Raw genomic sequence first — 21,435 nt, forward strand, 5'->3', positions numbered from 1 at the left:
CCACCCGCCTGACGCACATCAAGCGCAAGCGTTTGCATCCCCCGCTAGTGCCGTCGCTTCGATTTCCACTGCCAGACCGTAGTGCAGCGTCGGCACCGGCACCACGGCGCGCGCCGGGCGGAGGTCACCGATCCACGCGCGGTAGAGTGCATCGAAGGCGGGCCAGTGCGTCTCCATGTCAGTCACGTACACGCGCACCTGCACCAGACGCGAGCGGTCGGTACCGGCAGCGGCAAGCACGGCGTCCAGGTTGGAGAGGACCTGCCGCACCTGCGTCTCGAACGGCGCTTCGACGAGCTTTTCGCCTGCCGGCGTCACCGGAATCTGCCCGGCCAAGAACACAAAACCATTGGCACAGACCGCATGCGAGTAGTGCCCCGCCGGCGGTCGCAAATCCGGCGCGTTGACATAGCGAGCGTCGCCGGGGGCGGCATGGCCGGAAGCGCTCATGCCGCCCCCAGCACCAGCTTGGCGAAGAGCTGCAAGTCCACATTGCCGCCCGAGAGAATCACGCCGACGCGCTTGCCGCGCACATCGACCTTGCCGTTCAGGGCCGCAGCGGCGGCCAGGCAGCCGGTGGGCTCGACCACCGCCTTCATGCGCGAGGCGAAGAACTGCATGGCGCTGACGAGTTCTGCATCGCTCACGGTCACGATGTCGTCGACCAGCTCGCGAATCACGGCAAACGTGTAGTTGCCCAGATGCTGCGTCTGCGCACCGTCAGCCAGCGTCTTGGGGGTGCCGATATGGACGATTTCGCCTTTGCGAAAGCTCTGCTGGCCGTCGTTGCCAGCCTCGGGCTCCACGCCGAATATCTTGCACGCGGGGTTCAGCGCGCACGCTGCCGTGGCGCAACCGGAGAGCAACCCGCCGCCGCCCAACGGGGCCAGCAGCACGTCCAGCGGGCCAACCTCTTCGATGAGTTCCTTGGCCGCCGTGCCCTGCCCGGCCATCACGTGCGGATGGTCGTACGGCGGAATCAGCGTGAGACTCTGCTCTTCGGCCAGCTTGCGGCCGATGGCTTCGCGGTCTTCGGTGTAGCGGTCGAAGAACACCACCTCGCCGCCGTAGCCGCGCGTGGCTTCCACCTTCACGACCGGTGCGTCCTTCGGCATGACGATGACGGCACGCATGCCGAGCAACTTTGCCGACAGCGCAATCGCCTGCGCGTGGTTACCAGACGAAAACGTGATGACGCCCGCCTTGCGCTGCTCCGGCGTGAATTGCGACAGCGCGTTGTACGCGCCGCGAAACTTGAACGCACCCATGCGCTGGAAGCTCTCAGCCTTGAAGAACAGCTCGGCGCCGGCCATGGCATTGGCGGTTGCTGACGTCAGCACGGGCGTCTTGTGGGCAACGCCTTGCAGGCGCGCGTGCGCGGCGACAACGTCGTCGTAGGAAATGGGCAGGCTCATGCGAGGTCCTCGGGAAGGTAGGTGTAGACGGTGGAGCGCGCCACGCCGAGTGCCTGAGCGACTTCGGTCAGTGCGCGGCGCAAGTTCAGCAGGCCGCTGGCGGCGAGTTCGCGCATGGCTTCGCGGCGCTGGTCGAGCGTCATGGCCATGGGCGTGGTGTTGCGGGCGGCGGCAAACTGTTCGAGTGCAATGCGCACGTCTTCCACGCGGCGGGAGCCGAGCGACTCGGGCACCGGCGGCGCGGCAACATCGATGCGCATCAACCTCGTGAGGCTCGCCGTCATGGCGCCGAGCATCGATACATCCATGTTCAGGCAGATGGCCGCCACGTAATCGCCGCGGCTGTTCTTCAGGCCGATCGAGGTGCTCTTGGCCGGGCGCCCGTCGGGAAACCGGTTGGCGTAGTTTTCGATGACTTCCGGGAAGCCCGGATCGGCCAGGCGCGCGAGTCCCAGCTCCGTCACGGCGTCGCCCACCTGGCGGCCGGACAGGTTATTGGCGATGGCGACGACGGAATGATCGGGATCGGTCAGGTCGTGCAGGACGACTTCCACCAGCGGCGCCAGCGTGTTGCCTAGCGCCTCGACGATCTTGCGGCCTTCGCGCAGCAGAAGGCGGTTTTCTTCGATGGGTTTCATGGGCACTGACGATACGTCAATTAATGACATTTCGTCAATGCCACGGGAGGCGCCATGACAGCGTGCGACTCCCAAGGAGAAAAAACGCCTGCCCGAAGGTCGAGAGAGAACGGAGGTAACTAGGGCAGGCTGGGAAAGATTATTCGGGCACCAGCTGGCCTGGGGGCTGCGCCGCTTCGTGCGATGTGGGCTGCGCCTCGGCCGCGTTGCCAGGCCGGATCCTGAACCAGATCGAGTACATCGCCGGCAGGAACACCAGAGTCAGGATCGTCCCGGCGAACGTGCCCCCAATCAGGGTGTAAGCCAGTGCGCCCCAGAACACCGAATGGGTGAGCGGAATAAAGGCGAGGATGGCGGCCAAGGCGGTGAGGATCACCGGACGCGCTCGCTGCACCGTAGCCTCTACGACGGCCCTGAACGGGTCCAATCCCTCGTCCTTGTTGTGCTGGATCTGCCCGATGAGGATGAGGGTGTTGCGCATCAAGATGCCCGACAACGCAATCAGGCCAACCAACGCGTTGATGCCGAACGGCTGCCCAAACAGGATCAGGGTCGGGACCACACCAATCAACCCCAGCGGGCTGGTCAGGAACACCATGACCATCGCTGGAATGGAGCGCACCTGGAAGATGAGGATCAGCAAGGTCACCGCCAGCATGATCGGGAACAGCGGCAGCATGGCCTTCGTCGCCTTGCCCGACTCTTCGATGGAGCCCGCCTGCTCAATGCGGTATCCGCTCGGCAGTTTCTCGATGATCGGGGCAAGCTGCTTGCTGATGGCGGTCGACACATCGGGCGGTTGCAGACCGTCGGCAATATCGCCGCGCACCGTGATGGTCGGCATGCGGTCGCGCCGGCGCATGACGGGCTCTTCCATGCGCACCTCGATCTTGCCGATTTGCGAGAGGGGGATGCGCTGCCCGCTGGCACCGGCCAGTGTGAAGTCTCCGATCTTGGCCGGGTCGAGCCGCACGTTGCCGGCCGAGCGCGCGGTCACCTGCACGGTGCGGATGTCCTCGCGCACCGCCGTCACCGGAACGCCGTTGAGCAGGAATTGCAGTTGCTGCGCAACGGCGCTGGAAGTCAGGCCCACGGCCTGGAGACGGTCTTGCTGCAAGGTGAAGTGCAGCGTCGGTACACGCATGCCCCAGTCCGTGTTGACCGTGCGCATCATCGGACTGGCGTCCATGACCTGCCGCACATCGGCGGCGATGCGGCGCAATGTCTCCGCATCCGGGCCGGTCACGCGGTAAGCCACCGGGAACGGCGAATACGGGCCGAACACGAGCTGCGTAACACGCACGCGCGCCTCGGGGGCGAGGCCATCCGCAACGGCCTGACGCAGACGCTGCTTCAGCGCATCACGCTCTTCCTGGCTATCGGTGCGGATCACGATCTTGGCGAACGACGGGTCGGGCAACTCTGGCCCCATTGCCAGATAGAAGCGTGGCGCGCCCTGGCCGATATATGCCGTCACGATCTTGGCTTCCTTCTGCTTGGCGAGCCAGGCTTCGATCTTTGCGGTCGCCGCGTCGGTCTGGTTGATCGACGTGCCATAAGGCATCTGCACCTCGACCAGCACTTCCGGGCGATCCGAGATTGGGAAGAATTGCTTCTTAACCACCGCCATGCCCGCTATGGCCAAGGCGAAGAGGCCCACCACCGCGCCCGCGACTAGCCATTTGCGCGCAATCACGCGCCCGAGCAGCACACGGAAGCGGTTGTAGCGCGGGGTGTCGTAAATCGCATCGTGGCCGCCTTCGACCTTCTTGAAATCGGGCAGCATCTTCACGCCAAGGTACGGCGTGAACACCACCGCGACCACCCAGGATGCAATCAGCGCAATGCCGACAATCCAGAACATGTTGCTGGTGTATTCACCCGCCGTGGATCGCGCAAAGCCGTTGGGCATGAAGCCGACGGCCGTGACCAGCGTGCCCGACAGCATGGGCGCGGCGGTGTGGCTCCACGCATAGGCCGAAGCAGCCACGCGGCTGTAGCCCTCTTCCATTTTCACCACCATCATTTCGATGGCGATGATCGCGTCGTCCACCAACAGGCCCAGCGCCAGGATCAGCGACCCGAGGGTAATGCGATCGAAGTTCTTTCCTGTCGCGGCCATGACCACAAACACCACGGCGAGCGTCAGTGGCACGGCAGCGGCCACCACAAGGCCTGCGCGCCAGCCCATGCTGATAAAGCTCACCAGCATCACCACCAGTAGCGCAGCAAAGAACTTGAGCATGAACTCGTCGACTGCACCGGCGATGTTGACGGCTTGGTCCGTCACCTTGGTCAGACTCATGCCGAGCGGCATGTCCGCATTGATGGCGCCGACTTCCTTGTCGAGTGCCTTGCCCAGATCGAGCCCGTTCCATCCATCGCGCATGACGACGCCCAACAGCAACGCGGGCTGCCCGCCATTGCGCACCATGAATGTGGCGGGGTCTTCATAACCGCGCTTGACGGTGGCGATGTCGGAGAGCTTTAACGTGCGGCCCTGCGAGACCACCGGCGTATCGCGAATCTTCTGTAGTTCATCGAATGCGCCATCCAAGCGGATGAACACCTGTGGCCCTTTCGTTTCGACCGAGCCGGCGGCCGTCAGCGCATTCTGGCTGTTGAGCGCGGCAAACACGTCTTGCGGGCTCACGCCGAGCGTCGCCAGCCGGTCATGTGAGAACTCGACGTAGATGCGCTCGGACTGTTCGCCGATGATGTTCACCTTCTTCACGCCGGGCACATGCAGCAGGCGCTGGCGCAGAGTCTCCGCATCGCGCACGAGCGCACGTTGCGGCTCGCCCTGCCCCTTGAGCGCAAACAGGGCAAAGGTCACGTCCGAATATTCGTCATTGACGATCGGCCCGATCACGCCCGACGGCAGGTTGCTCACCTCGTCGCCGACCTTCTTGCGCGCTTGATAAAACTCTTCCTGCACTTCCGACGGCGGCGTGCTGTCGAGCAAAGTCAGCGTGGTGAACGCCAAACCGGGGCGGGTGTACGTTTCGGTGCGGTCGTACCAGCGCAGCTCCTGCATGCGCTTTTCGATCTTCTCTGCCACCTGGTCCTGCATTTCCTGCGCGGTGGCGCCCGGCCACACGGTGACGATGTTTATCACCTTGACCGTAAACGCCGGGTCTTCCGCACGGCCCAGCTTGAAGAAGGAAATCAGCCCCGCCAGCGAGATCAGGCAGATGAGGAACAGCGTGACGGCACGCTCGCGCACGGCAAGCGCCGATAGGTTGAAGCGGCCCGGGCTCACAGTCGCACTCCCGCGATGGCGGTGCCGGTGCCCTGCCCGGCCACGCGGACTTGCTGGCCCTCACGCAGCAGTTGTGCGCCAAGTGCGACGATCCGGTCGCCTTGTTTGATCTGACCGGCAACGCTTGCGCCTTCGTCACCAAGGCGCACGATGGAGACGGAACGCCACGACACCTTGGTCGGCTCGCCGTGGATGATCCACACACCGGGGCCCTTGCCGGCATCGAATAGCGCGCCTAGGGGCACCTGCAAGTCGCCTTGCGCTGTCGCCTGCCGCTCAGGAATCTGGATCGTGACGGTGGCACCCAACGGCGCGGTGGCGAGTTCGCCGTCCAACACATAGCGTGCTTCGTACGTGCGGGTCAGCCGATCGGCAGCATCCGATAGTTGCCGCAGCTTGGCGGGCGTGCCACCGCTTTCCTTGCCGAACAACGTGGCCTGTGCGACCGAGCCGATCGCAGGCCGCAACGTCTCCGGCAACTGGACCACCGCTTCACGACGGCCGGCATGCGCCAAGCGCACAACCGCCTGCCCGGCGTTGACCACTTGGCCGGGCTCGGCCAGCGTTTCCATGACTACGCCGTCGCCATCGGCAACCAGTTCTGCATAGCGGCTGGCGTTGCGCGCGACGTCAGCCTGCGCTTCAGCGGCACTCAGTTGCGCTTTGGCTGCGTCCGCCGCGGCCTTGGCTTGGTCGTAAGCGGAGGCGGAAATCGCCCCCGTGCCGCGCAAGTCGCGGTAGCGCGCTTCGTCTTCCGACGTCTGTTGCGCGCGTGCCCGCGCGGCGGACACGGCTTCTTGCTGCGCATGAGCGGCGAGCTTCAGATCTGCCGGATCGATGCGCATGAGCGGCTGGCCCCGCTTGACGGTTTGCCCTGCGTCCACGAGTCGTTCCAGCACCTTGCCGGGCACGCGGAATCCGAGGTCACTCTGCACCCTGGCAGCCACGACGCCTGTGAACGAGCGCGATGCAGACGCCACGGGCCGAACAAACGCGGCGCGCACCANNNTGCGCGGGTCGGCGGGGGCTTTTTCGCCGCAAGCGATCAACGCCAGCGGCAACGCAAGGACAGCGGTAGAGGTAGCAACGCGACGCGAAAGCATGAAAGCCCCATCGACAGGATGATCTGGGCTTTCATTCTTGTTCAAGTGACTAATTTAGTCAATGGTCACATACAAAAATCTGAGCGTCAGGGAGAAAGGCTTCGGAGTACGAGGCTGGAAAGCAGCCCAGGCGCGGCCTCCGTGTAGTCGAAGCTGTACTGCAAGAGCAACGGATTCATGAACGGACGCATGACCAAGTAGATGGCCGCCGTGGCCTCGTCTAACGGCGTCTTGCGCTCGAAGTCTCCGGTCTCGCGTCCCTCCTGCAGGACATTGCGCAGCAGTTGCTGGATGCGGCCCTCATAGGCGATCACCGACTGCCACCGCTCGGTCGCAGCCGAGGCAGCGATTTCGTAGAGCTTACGGTCGTGGGAAAACAGCCGAAGGCTGGCCTCCGTCAAGGCTTTAAACATGCGGCGGAGCTTCTCCGGCGGGGACCCGGCCTCGGCCAAAGCGGCATTCACGTCGGCCTCGATCTCGCGCAGGCAGTTGGCGCAAATCATCTCGCCAATGGCCTGCTTGGACTCGAAGAACTTGTAGATGTAGGCCTTGGAAAAGCCAATCGCCTTGGCCAGATCGGACACAGCGGTCTTCTCGTAGCCGTACCGACTGAAGTGCTCGGTGGCGGCCGCGACGATCTGATCTCGTACGTCATGGTCCGCCGGGCCGCGGGCGGAAACGGGGTAAGGAGTGGTTTTCATGGGCTTCAGCTTACGCCAGTCGAGATAGTTGAACAACTTGTGACCGATTTGTACTATAGTCACTCAAAATTTCGATGGACGTCGCCATGTTGCCAAAACACTCCCTTGCAGCCCTTCTCGTTGCCGGCCTGGCCACAGGGTGCGCCGTCGGCCCCGACTATGTGAAGCCGGAGGCGCCGGTTCCCGATCGATTCCTGGGTCAGACGTCGGTCGAGCAACGGCCCGCCCATGCCGCGGCGGATCTGTCCGAGTGGTGGGACGGCTTTGGCGATCCGCAGCTCACACGGTTTGTTCAACTCGCGTTGGAACAGAACCTGGACCTCGCCCAAGCCTTCGCCCGCGTTACGCAAGCGCGCGCTGGCCTAGGTGCCGCCGATGCCGCGTTGCTGCCCTCGGGCAATCTCACGGGGCAGGCCGCGCGTGCGTACCAGTCTGTCGAAACGCCCTTAGGCCGCGTGTTGAATTCAAGACCCGGCTTCGACCGCTACGGCAACGCATTCGAGGCCGACGTTAACGCAAGCTGGGAGCTGGACGTATTCGGCGGCCTGCGCCGTGGCCGAGAGGCAGCATTGGCCGACTATCAGGCCTCCCAGGCAGGCGCAGTCGCGACACGGCTGGCAGTGGCCGCGCAGACCGCTGATATTTACATCACCATTCGTGGCTTGCAAACGCGCCTGAAGGTGGCCCGTCACCAGGTGCAAACACAAGAGGAATTGCTCTCCACCATCAACCTGCTATACGGCAAGGGGCTGGCAGCCGAGCTTCAGGTCAGGCAGGCCGAAGGCGCGCTCGCGCAGGTGCGCGCCTCCATTCCGCAACTTGAGGCGGGCGTTGATGCTTCGATGAATGCGCTGGACGTGATGCTCGGGTCAGTCCCGGGCACGCACCGGGCGGAGCTGATGGAAGACAAAGACATCCCGGCCGCTCCGCAAATTGCCATCAGCGGATCCCCAGGCGAACTGCTGCGGCGCCGCCCCGACCTCATCGTTGCTGAACGCCGCCTCGCTGCTTCCAACGCGCGCATCGGCGTAGCCATCGCGGAGTACTACCCGAAGTTCTCGCTCAGCGGCCTGCTCGGCAGCGCCACATCGATAGGCGCTGGAAGTCTGTTCGGCAGCGGTGCCAGCCAATTTGCGGGCGTGCTCGGCCTGCGCTGGCGCCTGTTCGACTTCGGCCGCATCAACGCGCAGATCGATCAAGCCAAGGGGCAAGAGGCGGAGATGCTGGCTGCGTACCGGCTCGCGGTGTTGCGCGCCACGCAAGATGTGGAGGACGCCTTCTCCGGCCTCGTCAAACGCGAGGAGCAAGCCACGGTGCTCGCGCAAGGCGTGGATTCGCTGAGCCGCGCGCGGAATGCTTCATTTGCGGCGTACCAAAAAGGCGTCGTCAGCCTGATCGAAGTCCTGCAGGCAGACGAGAGCCTCTTGCGTGCCTCGGACGCACGCGCCCAGGCCCAAACGGAATCCGCGCGTGCCGCTGTAGCGGCATTCAAGGCGCTGGGCGGTGGCTGGCAGCCCGATACCCCGACCGCTGTCGCCAGCAAATAGACCGCTGGCAAAACCCGATTTATCGCAGCTCCCATTCACCCATACAGAAAGAAACTGCCATGTCGAATTCCAAAGTTGTTGTCATTACCGGCGTGTCCTCCGGCATCGGCCGTGCCACCGCCGCAAAGTTTGCCCTGCGCGGGTGCCGCGTATTCGGCACCGTGCGCAACATCGCTCGCACTCAACCGATCGCCAGTGTTGAACTGATCCAGATGGATATCCGTGATGAAGCCTCTGTCCAGCGTGGAATCGAGACGATCATCGCGCAGGCCAAGCGCATCGATGTGCTCGTCAACAGCGCCGGCGTGGCTCTGCTCGGCGCGACAGAAGAAACGTCGGTTGCCGAAGCCCAGACGCTATTCGATACCAACGTGTTCGGCATCTTGCGCACCACGCAAGCCGTATTGCCGCACATGCGCGCGCAACGCTCGGGGCGCATCGTCAACATCAGCTCGGTGCTCGGCTTCCTGCCGGCGCCCTACATGGGCCTGTATTCGGCATCCAAGCACGCGGTGGAAGGAATGTCCGAGACGCTGGATCACGAAGTGCGCAAGTTCGGAATCCGTGTGGTGCTTGTCGAGCCGTCATTCACCAAGACCAGCCTGGATGTCAACGCGCCTCAAGCGGTTTCCAAGGTCTCCGCCTACGACGCGGAGCGCGGCATCGTTTCTCAGGCGATTCAAAAAAGCGTCCAGAAGGCGCCGGACCCCGATGGTGTCGCAAGCACCATCGTCGATGCTGCACTGGGGGCATGGAAGATGCGCCGCACACCAAAAGGCGAGGCATCTCTTCTGAGCAAGCTGCGCCGTTTCATGCCGGCTGGCCCCGTTGACTCGAGCCTGAGAAAAACGTTCGGACTCTCCTAAAGCGCGTTGCCACGGGTGCGCTCACTCCCACCCCAAATCTCAACAATGTTCACCGTGAGTCCGGAACCTCGGACGTGCGGCCCGAAAACATCTTGAAAAAACCTCATCAAATCTGCCCCGCCATGGAAGCTTGACGACGCATCCTGTCAGGCATCGCGGCACGGTACGTCTCTGCCCACAAAGCCGCGCATGGCATGGTTCCTGCACACCGCGTTGCGCCGTACCACCAAAAAAATTCGGGGGACTTGCGTGATGAAGGGGCAGTACACACGGGAATTTCGCTCACCAAGAGAGATGTGCGCAGGGGCTCACGCCAGGCAGCGGCGCGGTGTTTTTCAGCGCCGCTATCGAGCCGGAGCCGCGCCCGCCAGGGTGCCCGCAGACCCCACTGCCTGATCTGTTCAGGATGTGCTCGAAGTGCCGCTGCGCCGCGTGCATCAGTGCCATGCGGCCATTTAAAGCCTTCGCATGCGCTGCGGCGCAGGCCTGCCTGCCGCCGCGCACGGGTCGCACATGGCATAGGGTGCGGCTGCTCGGTCTTGCCGCGCTGTTCGCTGTGCAGAGCGCCCACGCTGCACCGCAAGACACATGGGATTTCTCCATTGAGCGAGCGCCCTTGGAGCGCGTGTTGATGGAAATCGCTCGCGTGAGCGGACAGCCCATGTCGTTTCCCTCCGGCCTTGCGAAAGACCTGTTCGCTGGCCCGGTTCGCGGCACCATGTCGGCCCAGCAGGCGGCGGAGCAGGCTCTAAAAAACAGTGGGCTGCAACTCACCACGCTGACCGACAACACGTTGACCATCGTGGGCGCCCCCGAGGCGCCGCGCGACATCGGGACCCTGCCGCCCGCCGAGGTACGCGCGAGGACGGGCAGCGATTTTGCCGCGTTCACAACCGGCTTCGCCACGCACATCGAGACGCCCATCACGAGCGTGCCCCATGCCGTCAGCACGCTCACAAGAAACCTGCTCGCGAGCCAGAATGCGCCGTCGATTGGAGATGCCCTGGCGCTGGCCGGTGTCTCGTCCATGTCGCTCGATCCCACGGCCGCCCCCCGCTACGCCACCCGGGGTTTCATGACGGGACAGATCACGGTCGATGGTCAGCCCGACAAGATGGCTTCGCTGCGACCTGTCGAGGCGGTCGAAGATGTTTCGGTGATCAAGGGCGCGCATGCCGACATCGGTGGCACCCCAACAGCCGTTGGCGCCATCAATGCCAACCTCAGGGCACCCGCGGTCATGCCGCAGCGAACGGTGACCGTGGAAATCGGCTCGCATGCCGAGCGCAAGGCCGTGGTGGATCTGGCCGGCCCCATCGGATCGACCGACCTGTCTTACCGGACAGTGGCGTTGCAGGACACGACGGCTAACAGTGATTCGGGATACGCCGGTCGCCGCAAGAGCTACGGGCTGGCGGCGCTCGGCTGGCGAGATGCCGCAACGGAAGTCTCGGTCGGGCTCGAATCCGCAACCAGCCGTCAACCCATGCCGCCGGCCACGTTTGCGCTGAATGGCGCACCGGTCCGGCTGGCCCTGCAAAGCCCGCTGGGCAATGCCGACGACAACGTGCAGTCCCGTGCGAGCCGCGGCTACTACAAGGTATCGCGCACCCTCTCCGACGATTGGTCGTTGCACTCACGCGGCACGTACGAAGCGCTCAGCCAACAATCCGTGCTGTGGCATTTGGCCCCGGTGATCAACAACACCGCGCCCTCGCTGACGTTCAATCTGGGCGACCGCAGCGACAACACTGCGTGGGCCATCTCAAATGAGTTGACGGGCAAGTTCTCACACGGGCCGTTCGAGCACGCGCTGACGCTGGGTTGGGACGAGTTCCACGAGCGGCAGGACATGGCCTTTGCGTCAACCCCCACGCTCATGCCCCAGAATCCGTTTGCGCCGGTCGCACTGCCGCCGGCCACCTTCGTGCCGGGCCTGCAGGTTTCGCAGTCGGTGCGGCAGTCGGTGTTTCGCGTGCGCGACCAGATTGCCATTGGCGAGCGTTGGGAGCTGTCCGGCGCCCTGTACGTGAATGATTACGTCGCCAAACTGCCGCGCGCGCAGCTTCAGGGCACCGCCTGGACACCGTCGCTGGGCCTGCTCTACAAGCTCACGCCGCATACCGCCTGGTTTGCCGATTACTCGCGCGGTTTCCGTCTCAACACCAGCTACTTCGACCCGTACCAAGCCTTGTTGCCTGAGCGGAGTCGCCAGCTGGAAACCGGTCTGCGCTGGGCAGATGCCAACCGTGGGCTGACGACGCAGGCTGCGCTGTATCGCATCGATGCGCACAACGTGAGACTCGTGGATGTGGCACCCGCCGGCTACGACACGCAAATCGCCCAACAGAGCAGCGAAGGGCTGGAAATCTCGATGCAAGGTGCCGTCACCAAGGCCTTGGACACTTCGCTGTGGGTCGCTCTGTCTCGCGTATCGGGCACGCTGACTACGGGATACCTGCCGCAAGCGCCATTTCTGAGCGGCGCGGTTTGGACGACGTACACCATGCAGGCAGGCCCATTGAAAGGCGCAGGCGCAGGGATTGGCATCACCGGGCAACGCGGCGCCCCATGCTACGGCGACACCCCGTTTCGCATGCCCGGTTTCGTGCGCGTCGACACCAGCCTCTTCTGGCACCAGAAATCCTGGAGCGTCGATCTCTTCGCGCGCAACCTCTTCAATATCCGCGCTTACGGCAACGCGCAGTCCGGAAACTTCATCCCCGTTCAGCCCGGCCGCACGCTGACACTGCGCGTGACCCACAACTTCTGACGTTGGCCGGCCAAGCCGAATCGGGCACACGCGCCAAGGGATGGGCTTAAAGCTGGCTCATGCCGCCGTCAGCAACGATCTCCGTGCCAACAATGAAGGCCGATTCCGGCGCCGACAGATGCAGCACGGTCGATGCAATCTCTTCCGGCTGACCGAAGCGGCCCAGCGGTACCTGGCCCTGGATCTGCGCGGCGGTGGCGGCCAGCGTGTCGGCATCCAGCCCAAGCTTGCCGTACAGCGGCGTCGTCACCGGACCGGGGCTGACCACATTCACGCGGATGCCCGAGCCGACCAGCTCACACGACAGCGTCTTCGCCAGCGAGATCAGCGCTGCCTTGCTCGCCGCATAGACCGATGAATTCGGCATGCCGATGTGCGCGTTGATGGAGCCGTTCAGCACGATCGACGTGCCCTTGTTCAGGATCGGCAGCAGCGCCTGGATCTGGAAGAACGCGCCCTTCACATTGGCGTTGAAGGTGGCGTCCCAAAGCGCCTCGTCCACATCCGGGACGGCGGCAAACCGGGCCATGCCAGCGTTGATGAACACGGCATCCAGACGCACGCCGGCCTCCAGCAACTGGCGGGTCAGCTCGCGTGCGGCGGCCACGGTGCCGGTTTCATTGCGGATGGCGATGGCGTTGTGACCGAGCGCGGCGCGCGCCGTTTCCAGCGCGGCGGCGTCCCGGCCGGTAATGACCACGCGGGCGCCTTCGCGCACAAATGCCTGGGCGGCTGCCAGGCCAATACCGCTGTTGCCGCCAGTGACCAGAACGGTCTTGCCTTCGAAGCGATTCATGATGTCCTCCAGTAGGAAAGTTGAACTTGAACAATCGCGTGACTTCAGTGTGGACGCGGGCAAGCGGTTTGCCATACGATCCGGACGATGAACACGTTCGAAGGAATTGCACATGTTGACGGACGAAGAATTGGCCCTGCTCGAGGCCATCCGGCAAACGGGCAGCCTGTCGCGTGCGGCGGCGCAACTGGGCAAGGCGCCGTCGACCGTGTCGTATGCCGCGCGACAGTTGGAGCAGCGCTTCGACGCCCTGCTGTTTGATCGGCGCCGCTACCGGCTGCAGCTCACGCGCGCCGGGCAGTTGCTGACGGAAGAAGCCGCGCGGCTGGCGCAGGATGTGTCGCGCGTGACACAACGCGTGCGGCAGGTGGCCAACGGTTGGGAAGACCGCCTGTGGATCGTGACGGACGAGCTGCTGGAGTTCGAATCGCTCATGCCCGTGATGCACGCGTTTGATGCGCTGCAATCGGGCGTGGCGCTACGCGTGACGCACGAGGTGCTGGCCGGCACTTGGGAGGCGCTGCGCGATGGCCGAGCCGATCTCGTCATCGGGGCCACGAATGAGCCGCCGTCCATCCCGAACCTCGGGTGGTTCGAGCTGGGCGTGGTGGAGTGGGTGTTTGCCGTGTCGCCACGGCATCCGCTCGCAGCCATCGACGCGCCACTTACGCGCGAGGAAATCGCCCGGCATCGCGCCGTGGTGGTGGCCGATTCGGCGCGAACCACCGCCGGCCGCGCCTACGGCATGCTCAGCGGGCAACCTACGCTGGCCGTGCCCAGCATGCGTGCCAAGACGCTGGCCCAACGCGACGGCCTGGGCGTCGGTTGGCTGCCGAGACACCGCGTGTCGTCATTGCTCGCGCGTGGCGAACTGGTAGAAAAGCGCACCACCGATCCGCGCGAGCCCAACCTGCTCTACGTCGGCTGGCGCAGCGGCAAAGGTGAACGCGACGGCGACGGAGAAGGCCGCGCACTGCAATGGTGGCTCGAACAGCTACGGCAGCCCCGAATGGCCAAGCGGCTGGTCCAGGGGATCGACGCATTCGCCTGAAACTTCGCCGGGCCACGTGCTCTTGCCTATGCTGGGATGGCGCCGGCGCCGCATCGCCCGTCGGCGCAACACAAGCGATGCCGACTGTTGCGGAATGATCAGCGCCGCTACGTTTGTCTTCTGACAAACCCTCGGGTGGGTCAACGCGCGCTGTCGGCCAGCGTTAATCGATCACGCACGTATCTCCGTGCCTCGTTGAGGGTCTCGTTATGAAACTGTCTGCGTTGATGTTTTCAATGGGTGCACTGGTGATGGGCTCGGCGTTTGCGCAGGGCACCGCCGCGCCCGCCACCGCACCGGCAGCGGCCCCGGCAGCCGTCCACGCGGTCTGCAAGGATGGCACCCCGTATAGCGGCGCGACGCTCAAGGGCGCCTGCCGCGGCCATGGTGGTGTCGACAAGAAAGCCAGCGCAGGCGGTGCACCTGCTGCCGCGCCCGCAGCACCGGCTCCGGCCAAACCTGCGGCCGCAGCGCCTGCTGCACCTGCCGCAGCACCGGCTCCGGCCAAACCTGCGGCCGCAGCGCCTGCTGCACCTGCCGCTGCTCCGGCTCCGGCGCCTGCCGCCAAACCCGCAGCCGCAATGCCTGCCAAGCCTGCGGCGGCCGCAGGCACCGTTGCCCCCGGCGGCGGCCCCGACAAGGTATGGGCCAATGCCAGTACCAAGGTCTATCACTGCCCGGGCGATCGCTATTACGGCAAGACCAAGCAGGGGGAATACATGACCGAAGCCGACGCAAAGGCCGCCGGCATGCGCCCGAGCCGCGGCAAGGCCTGTACCAAGTAAGACACGCCTGACGCAAACCCGCACGCCGCGGCCCACCCGGGTCGCGGCGTCGTCCATTTCAGCCTGATCACCGCATCGCATGCCCCCCAGCAACGAACATCCCGCCGCCGCACTGCAACACCCAGAGGGCTTTGCCCCGCTGGATGCACCGCCACAACCGCCACAGCAGCGCGTGGTGCGTGACGTGATCGCCGGGTTCTCGATTGCGGGCCTGTTGCTGCCCGAAGCCGTTGCCTACGCAGGCATCGCCAGCCTGCCGCCGCAGGCCGGGCTGATCGCATTGCTGTGCGGGCTTGTGGTCTATTCGCTGGTCGGCACGAGCCGCTTTGCCATTGTCTCGGCGACGTCGTCATCCGCCGCCGTGCTGTTTGCGACGGTGCTATCGGAGCCTAGCGGTAACGGCGCGACGGCGCTCACGATGGCGGCGGCGCTCATCATCGCAACGGGCGTACTGTTCATCCTTGCCGGCGCGGCGCGGCTGGGCGGCATGTCGGATTTCATCGCGCGGCCGGTGCTGCGCGGCTTCACATTCGGGCTGGCGCTGACGATTGCCGTCAAGCAGTTGCCCAAGATCCTCGACGTGACGGTGCACCACAGCGACACGCCACGCATCGCGCTGGACCTCATCACCAGTGCGGCCAACGCCAACCGGTACAGCACGACATTGGGGGCCATCGCGCTCGCCCTGCTCTTCGGCCTCGGGCGCTGGGGGCGCATTCCGGCCACGCTGGTCGTCATCGTGCTGGCCATCGCGGCCGGCTACTGGGTCGACTGGCACAGCTACGGCATTGCCGTGGTCGGCCATATCGACCTGCAGAACATCAGCTTCGGCGTGCCTGCACTGAACCGGGTGCAATGGATGGAAAGCGCTGAACTGGGCTTTGCGCTCATGTTGATCCTCTATGCCGAGTCCTACGGCTCGATCCGCAACTTCGCGCTCAAGCACGGCGATGGCATCTCCGCCAACCGTGACCTCGTCGCGCTGGGTTGCGCGAATCTGCTCTCGGGCCTGCTGCACGGCATGCCCGTCGGCGCAGGGTATTCAGCCACGTCCGCCAACGAAGCCGCGGGCGCGCAATCCCGTCTGGCCGGGCTGTGCGCAGCAGCCGTGGTGGCGCTGATCGTGTGGTTGTTCCTGCCGCAGCTCGCGCGGATTCCCGAGCCGGTGCTGGCGGCCATCGTGATCTTTGCGGTGAGCCATTCGCTGCATCCGGCTGTGTTCAAGCCTTACTGGACCTGGCGCCGCGATCGGCTGGTGGTGATTGCCGCGTTGCTGGCCGTACTGGTTCTGGGCGTGCTGCATGGGCTGCTGGCGGCCATTGGAGTGAGCTTGCTGCTGACGCTGCGCCAGCTCTCGGAGCCTAACGTGAGCGTGCTGGGGCGCCTGCGCGAAAGCCACGATTTTGTCGATGTGTCTCTGCACCCGGAAGCCAAGGCCGTCCCTGGCGTGTTGATCGTCCGGCCGGAAGTGCCGCTGTTTTTCGCCAACACCGAACGCGTGCTCGGCACGGTGCGCGCCATGCTGCAACAGCCGCACGAGCCTGCGCTGCGCACCGTCATGATCAGCCTGGAAGAAACACCGGACGTCGACGGCTCGGCCATCGAGGCGCTGCGCATCTTTGCGGCCGAATGTGCGGCGCGCGGCCTGCAACTGATGCTGGTGCGGCTCAAGCCGCGCGCGCTCACAGTGTTGCAGCGCGCCGCCAATGACACGCTGCGTCCGGAGATGCTGCACGAGTTGAGCGTGGACGAATGCGTGCAATCGCTCGCGACAGCGCCCAGCACACCGGCCGGTCCCCTGCTCGACAACGCCGGGGCATAACACGCTGCGCGAGGCGCGGCAGCCCCGGAACCGGCGAATCAGCGCGGGGCGTTGCCCGATGCACGCGCGCCTTCCAGGATGATGCGCGCCAGCTTGGCGTAATCGCCATCAAAGTGATGGCCGCCAGGCAGCTTCACGAGTTGCACCTGCTTCGGGTCCAGGCCTGGGCAGTTGGTGTCTGTCTCTTCCTTGCCGTAGATGCACATGCCCAGGCCCGCCGGCAGCTTCTGCACCTCGGGCAGGATCGGCAGGCCAGACGCGCTGCTCGACACCCAGTTGGTCATGTGGAACTCAAAATCGGCACGCTTGCCCAGGCCCATCATCACGGCCAGCGCAACATGCTCGCGTGATGCCGTCGGCAGCCGGTTGACGATGAAGGGCAGCACGTCTGCGCCCTGCGAATAGCCGATCAGCAAAGCCTTCTGCTTCTTCCAGCGCGCCGCGTAAAAGCGCACGAGGCGATCCATATCGGCGGCGGCGGAGGCTGGCGTACGCGGCGTCCAGAAGTAGCGCAGCGAATCGATGCCCACCACGGGCACGCCGGACTTGGACAGCGCGGCCGCGACCTCCTTGTCGAGCCCGGCCCAACCGCCGTCACCCGAGAGCAGCACTGCGAACAGCTCGGATGATGTACCGGGCTGCGCGGGCACTTCGATGATCGGCAAGTCGGATACCGCTGCGGGCGGCGGCGGGGGCGGCGGTTTGCGTTGGGCGACAAGCTTGGCGAAAGCAGTCTTGAAAGGCTCGCTGGCTGTCACCGGCGGTGCATTGGCAGCCGACGCGGCGGCCGGCAACGCCACCGATTGCGCCCCCGAAATCGTATCGATGAAGGCTTGCGTGGCACGCGCTTCGCACAGCGGACCGGAGCGGCGTGCAAACGACGTCGGCGTGGCCGATTGCAGCACCACCCACGGCGCAGACAATTTCGTGGCCGGCAGCAGTACCACCCCGGCATTCTCAGGCGGCTTGACGCGCTTGGCCGTGGTGCGGCTCTCGCTCATGCGGCGGCTGAAGTGCACGCCCTCGCCCTTGCATAGCGGCTTGCGAAGTTCCAGCACGGGGCAGAATTCCATCGACATGGCCGCGGCAAAGATGTTCGGACGCGCCTGGGCAATCATGGCGTAGGCCAGCGCCCCGCCTTCGTTGTCGCCCACGAGGATGGGCGGGTAATAGCCCGGCACCTTCTCGTAGGCCTGCAGGAAACGGCTGAAGTTTTCGAGGTCGCCATCGGGGAAGGCGCAATCGCCCAGGTCAGCCTCCAGGCTCGCGAACAGCGCGGGCGTGGACAGACCGGCCACCAATGCGCCCTGCTGTGCGAGGCTTTCTGCCATGCGCGATGCGGCGGGCGTCCAGCCAAGGTCACCCGAGAGCATCAGCACGACGGAGCGGATTTCGCCCTTCGGCTTGTAGACCGGCACATCGCGAAAACGCCCGTGCGTGACGAACTCGACGGCGCCGGGCGCCGCCGCGGCCGTGGCAGGCGCCACCACCGGCAGCGACAGCACGCCGCCATTGGCAGCCTTGTTGGCGGTGACGGCTGCGGCGCTCATCTGCAGGCGAGGCGGCATGTCGCCGCGCGGCGGCGCGGCCACAACACCGCTGGCGCCCGTCATGCCGACGGGCGGCACCAGCACCGGACCTTGCACGGGCGTAGGCTTGGCTGCTGCCGGAGCATCGGCAGCGATGGCCCAGGACGCGGCCAGCACCATGCCGAACGCACTCAAATGCCCAGCCCAACGCAAGCCTTTGCGTAGTACTCCCCGATGCCGCGCCTCTTGCGTGCGCGGTGCTTGCCAACTCATTTGGAGATCACTCCCTTCAAGCCGCCGCCGATCAGCGCGGCAACGTCCGTCAATGTGAACAGCGGCGCAATCCCGCCACGCGCGAGCAGGTAGCGGGCTTCCCACACCGGCTCGAACTTGTCTTTGAAATTGCGCAGCCCTCTGAAATTGTAGAAGCGCGCGCCATGCCGGAACATCATCCGTCCGAAGCGGTGCCAGCGCGGCGCAAGCTGATGCTCAACCATGCCCGACATCGGCGCCATCCCCAGACCGAAACGCTGATACCCCTGCGCCTGGAAGTGCAGGATGACCTTGCCGAACAGGAAATCCATCGTGCCCGGCGGCACATTGCTGCGATAGCGCATCAGGTCGACGCTCGCCTCGATGCGCAGCACGTCTGGACACATCAGCGTGGCAAACGCCAGGATGACGCCCTCACGGCGCACCACGGCCACGGGCTGGCTACAGATGTAGCGGTCGTCAAATGCGCCGAGCGAAAAGCCTTTTTCGCGCGCGTTCTGGTTGCGCAGCCATTCATCGGAGATGGTGCGCAATTCGTCCAGCACGGTCGGCACCTCTGCCGTGGGGACGATCTCGAACGACAAGCCTTCGCGCTCGCCGCGCGTGACGCCGTGGCGCAGGTTGGCGCGGCGCGAGCCCTTCAGGCTGAACTCGGGCAGCGACACATACGCCTCTTCGCCCAGCTTGTAGGCGCGCAGCCCCGCGTCGAGATACAGCGACAGCGTCTGCGGGCGCGTCTTGTAGAACGCGGCGCGCCCGCCATGCGCATCCGCCATTTCGATAAAGCGCCAGATCAGCTCGGGCCATTCCTGCTGCGCGCCCACGGGGTCGGACAGCGCCACCCACGAGCGCCCCTGCTTGGCATACATGATGAACGCGTTGCCCGACGGCGAGAACAGCAGGCTCTTGTCGCCCATCAGCGCGAGCGTGGCATCGGCAGCAGGCTGCTTGCGGATGATCTCCGCCGCGCGGGCGAGTTCTTCGTCGCTCGGGAAGGTCGTAACGCCGGGCTCCTTGCGAAAGAGCTGGCGCATGCCGAACCCGAGGCCGGTCACGGCCACGGCCATCAGCGCGCGGATGGAGCGCGGCGCATCACCGTCGAACGTAAATTGCCACCAGAGCTGGTTGGCGTAGGCGACCTCGCGGTAGGCGAAGAAGAGGATCCACACGCACGCCGCGAACACGCAAAGCATGGCGAGCAGCCACCCCGCCTCCAGCCGTTGCGAGAACAGCGACGACGGCCGATCAAACTGCCGGCGCGAGATGACGAGCAGCACCGCCAGCGTCACCAATACCGCCATCTCCGACACGGCAATGCCCTTGGGCAGCGCCAGCACGCCGGTCAGCAGCGACAGCACCAGCGCCGCCCACCACGCGGCATCCAGCCGGTGCAGCAGCCCGCGTGCGACAAACAGCATGATGAGGCCCGCCACGCTGCCGATCATGTGCGAGGCTTCCACCACGAACAGCGGCACGTGCATGCGCAGGAGGTCTTCGGCCTCGTCCGTGGCGGGGGTGACGCCCGAGACGAGCAGCATCACGCCTGCCACCATCGTCAGCGCGGCCAACAGCCCCGGCGACAGCTTGACCGCTGCGCGGCCAAACGGTGCCCCGGCGCCGGAGCGCAACTCGAACACGCCGAGCATGGCGGCAGCCACGACCAGCGGCAGCAGGAAATAGATGGCACGGTAGAACAGCAGCGCGGCCAGAACCTCTGCCGGCGGCGCCTGGCCGCTGCAGCCCAACAGAATGACGGCTTCAAACACGCCCAAACCGCCCGGGCTCTGGCTCAGCACGCCCAGCGTGACCGCCAGCGCGTAGAACGCGACAAACGTGGGCAGATCGACGGCGCCTGCCGGCATCAATACCCACAGCGCGGCCGCGGCCGCACTCATATCCGCCGCAGAGATCGCGAACTGCCGCGCTGCCAGCCCCGCCGGCGGCAGGCGGATCTCCCAACGGCCGAACAGCGTCACGTGGCGCCGCCGCATGCACAGCACCAACAACGCCACGACGCCGGCCAGCACCAGCAACGCCACGACTTCAAGCAACGCCGCCGGCAAATGCGCAATGGCCGCGATATGCGGGGCACCCCACAACAGCCCGACCGCCCCAAAGGCCGTGGTGGACACGCCCAGCGCGCCCGCATCAAAGGCCACCGCCTCTGTCACGCGTGCCGGGTCAAGCCCTGCCGCTGTATACAGGCGCGTGCGCACCGCCCCCGCCGTCAGCGAACCGAGGCCGACGGTATTGCCCAGCGCATAGGCAATGAACGAGGTCGTGGCCACCGTGGCGGGTGCGACATGTGCAGCCGCATAGCGCAGGCCGGACGCGTCGTAGCCGGTCAGGGCGACGTAACTCAGCGCCGTGGCCAGCATGGCCAGCAACAGGTGCGAGCGCGGCGTGGCCTGCAGCGCGGCAACCATGTCTGCGTAGTGCACATGGTCGAGCAGCGCATACAGGCTGTCGAACACCAGCGCGCCAAGCACGAGCACAACACCGATCACCATCCAGCCGGCGAGTCCAAAGCTGGAGTCGGACGGCGCGGGCGTGGCGGGCGCGTCAGGCGCAGTGCGGGCCGGTGATCGGCGTGATGTTGGACTGGCGTCGTTGGACGCGGCGTCAGGCATGGTGAAAAACGAAATCCTGCTGGCTTGGCGGAGTGCCGGGTGGAGGCGATATACGAATCCAGGCACGCAAAGGCGGAAGAGCGCGGCAAGCCAAACCGTCCAAGCCCACGCTCGGCGCGGTGTCGACGTCTTGATTGGACCCTGACCTACCGGCACGCGCATGTCGCGCACACCGGTGTTCTCGCGACCCGCGCTTCAAACGGCGCGTGTGCTGGATTCGCACGTTGTTTGTGGCCTACGTAAT

The 21,435-nt window shown here is 65.2% G+C and carries 15 protein-coding genes; 6 read left to right on the forward strand and 9 right to left on the reverse strand.

Annotated elements, in window-relative coordinates; all coding sequences use genetic code 11:
- Positions 1 to 18: 18 nt before the first annotated feature.
- From ACTJK4_RS18225 to ACTJK4_RS18250, 6 genes are all read right to left on the reverse strand, one after another.
- Entirely contained in the window at positions 19 to 450 is a 432-nt protein-coding gene (locus ACTJK4_RS18225) for a RidA family protein (RefSeq protein WP_232039981.1), read from the reverse strand.
- Positions 447 to 1,415, reverse strand: a complete 969-nt coding sequence (locus tag ACTJK4_RS18230; RefSeq protein WP_440077433.1) for a threo-3-hydroxy-L-aspartate ammonia-lyase — start codon at positions 1,413 to 1,415, stop codon at positions 447 to 449. The genes ACTJK4_RS18225 and ACTJK4_RS18230 overlap by 4 nt, the downstream gene beginning before the upstream one ends.
- The gene (locus tag ACTJK4_RS18235) at positions 1,412 to 2,053 is read right to left on the reverse strand and encodes a helix-turn-helix transcriptional regulator (RefSeq protein WP_322017822.1); all 642 of its coding nucleotides are present in this window, start codon (positions 2,051 to 2,053) and stop codon (positions 1,412 to 1,414) included. Before ACTJK4_RS18235 ends, ACTJK4_RS18230 begins: the two co-directional genes overlap by 4 nt.
- A 139-nt stretch (positions 2,054 to 2,192) precedes the next feature.
- Positions 2,193 to 5,315, reverse strand: a complete 3,123-nt coding sequence (locus tag ACTJK4_RS18240; RefSeq protein WP_440818592.1) for an efflux RND transporter permease subunit — start codon at positions 5,313 to 5,315, stop codon at positions 2,193 to 2,195.
- Positions 5,312 to 6,418, reverse strand: coding sequence for an efflux RND transporter periplasmic adaptor subunit (locus tag ACTJK4_RS18245; RefSeq protein WP_440818593.1), 1,107 nt, complete (start codon positions 6,416 to 6,418; stop codon positions 5,312 to 5,314). The genes ACTJK4_RS18240 and ACTJK4_RS18245 overlap by 4 nt, the downstream gene beginning before the upstream one ends.
- An 86-nt stretch (positions 6,419 to 6,504) precedes the next feature.
- Positions 6,505 to 7,119 (reverse strand): TetR/AcrR family transcriptional regulator, encoded by a 615-nt coding sequence (locus tag ACTJK4_RS18250; protein WP_440077435.1) that lies wholly within the window; start codon positions 7,117 to 7,119, stop codon positions 6,505 to 6,507.
- Positions 7,120 to 7,205: 86 nt separating this feature from the next.
- On the opposite strand from ACTJK4_RS18250, the gene ACTJK4_RS18255 reads away from it, so the two are divergent.
- From ACTJK4_RS18255 to ACTJK4_RS18265, 3 genes are all read left to right on the forward strand, one after another.
- Positions 7,206 to 8,666: an efflux transporter outer membrane subunit gene (locus ACTJK4_RS18255; protein WP_440077436.1), complete on the forward strand. Its 1,461-nt coding sequence runs from the start codon at positions 7,206 to 7,208 to the stop codon at positions 8,664 to 8,666.
- A 59-nt stretch (positions 8,667 to 8,725) separates the two neighbouring features.
- Complete coding sequence (locus tag ACTJK4_RS18260) at positions 8,726 to 9,532, forward strand: oxidoreductase (RefSeq protein ID WP_440077437.1); 807 nt, start codon at positions 8,726 to 8,728, stop codon at positions 9,530 to 9,532.
- A 661-nt stretch (positions 9,533 to 10,193) separates the two neighbouring features.
- Entirely contained in the window at positions 10,194 to 12,305 is a 2,112-nt protein-coding gene (locus ACTJK4_RS18265; protein ID WP_440818594.1) for a TonB-dependent siderophore receptor, read from the forward strand.
- Positions 12,306 to 12,351: 46 nt separating this feature from the next.
- Here the strand turns inward: ACTJK4_RS18265 and ACTJK4_RS18270 are convergent, their stop codons facing one another.
- Entirely contained in the window at positions 12,352 to 13,101 is a 750-nt protein-coding gene (locus ACTJK4_RS18270; protein WP_440818595.1) for an SDR family oxidoreductase, read from the reverse strand.
- Between the two features lie 112 nt (positions 13,102 to 13,213).
- Between ACTJK4_RS18270 and ACTJK4_RS18275 the strand changes: the two genes are divergently transcribed.
- From ACTJK4_RS18275 to ACTJK4_RS18285, 3 genes are all read left to right on the forward strand, one after another.
- Complete coding sequence (locus ACTJK4_RS18275; protein WP_433867774.1) at positions 13,214 to 14,152, forward strand: LysR family transcriptional regulator; 939 nt, start codon at positions 13,214 to 13,216, stop codon at positions 14,150 to 14,152.
- Between the two features lie 209 nt (positions 14,153 to 14,361).
- The gene (locus tag ACTJK4_RS18280; RefSeq protein ID WP_440818596.1) at positions 14,362 to 14,937 is read left to right on the forward strand and encodes a sunset domain-containing protein; all 576 of its coding nucleotides are present in this window, start codon (positions 14,362 to 14,364) and stop codon (positions 14,935 to 14,937) included.
- A 79-nt stretch (positions 14,938 to 15,016) separates the two neighbouring features.
- A complete protein-coding gene (locus ACTJK4_RS18285) occupies positions 15,017 to 16,759 on the forward strand; it encodes a SulP family inorganic anion transporter (protein WP_440818597.1) in 1,743 nt (580 codons plus the stop codon).
- A gap of 38 nt (positions 16,760 to 16,797) precedes the next feature.
- Here ACTJK4_RS18285 and ACTJK4_RS18290 read toward each other — a convergent pair whose 3' ends face one another.
- Both ACTJK4_RS18290 and mprF read right to left on the reverse strand, forming a co-directional pair.
- Entirely contained in the window at positions 16,798 to 18,561 is a 1,764-nt protein-coding gene (locus ACTJK4_RS18290) for a virulence factor family protein (protein ID WP_440818598.1), read from the reverse strand.
- Positions 18,558 to 21,191, reverse strand: coding sequence for a bifunctional lysylphosphatidylglycerol flippase/synthetase MprF (mprF, locus tag ACTJK4_RS18295; RefSeq protein WP_440818599.1), 2,634 nt, complete (start codon positions 21,189 to 21,191; stop codon positions 18,558 to 18,560). The genes ACTJK4_RS18290 and mprF overlap by 4 nt, the downstream gene beginning before the upstream one ends.
- Positions 21,192 to 21,435 lie beyond the last annotated feature (244 nt).

This window comes from Ralstonia sp. 22111, from assembly GCF_052045895.1.
Classification (GTDB): Bacteria; Pseudomonadota; Gammaproteobacteria; order Burkholderiales; family Burkholderiaceae; genus Ralstonia; species Ralstonia wenshanensis.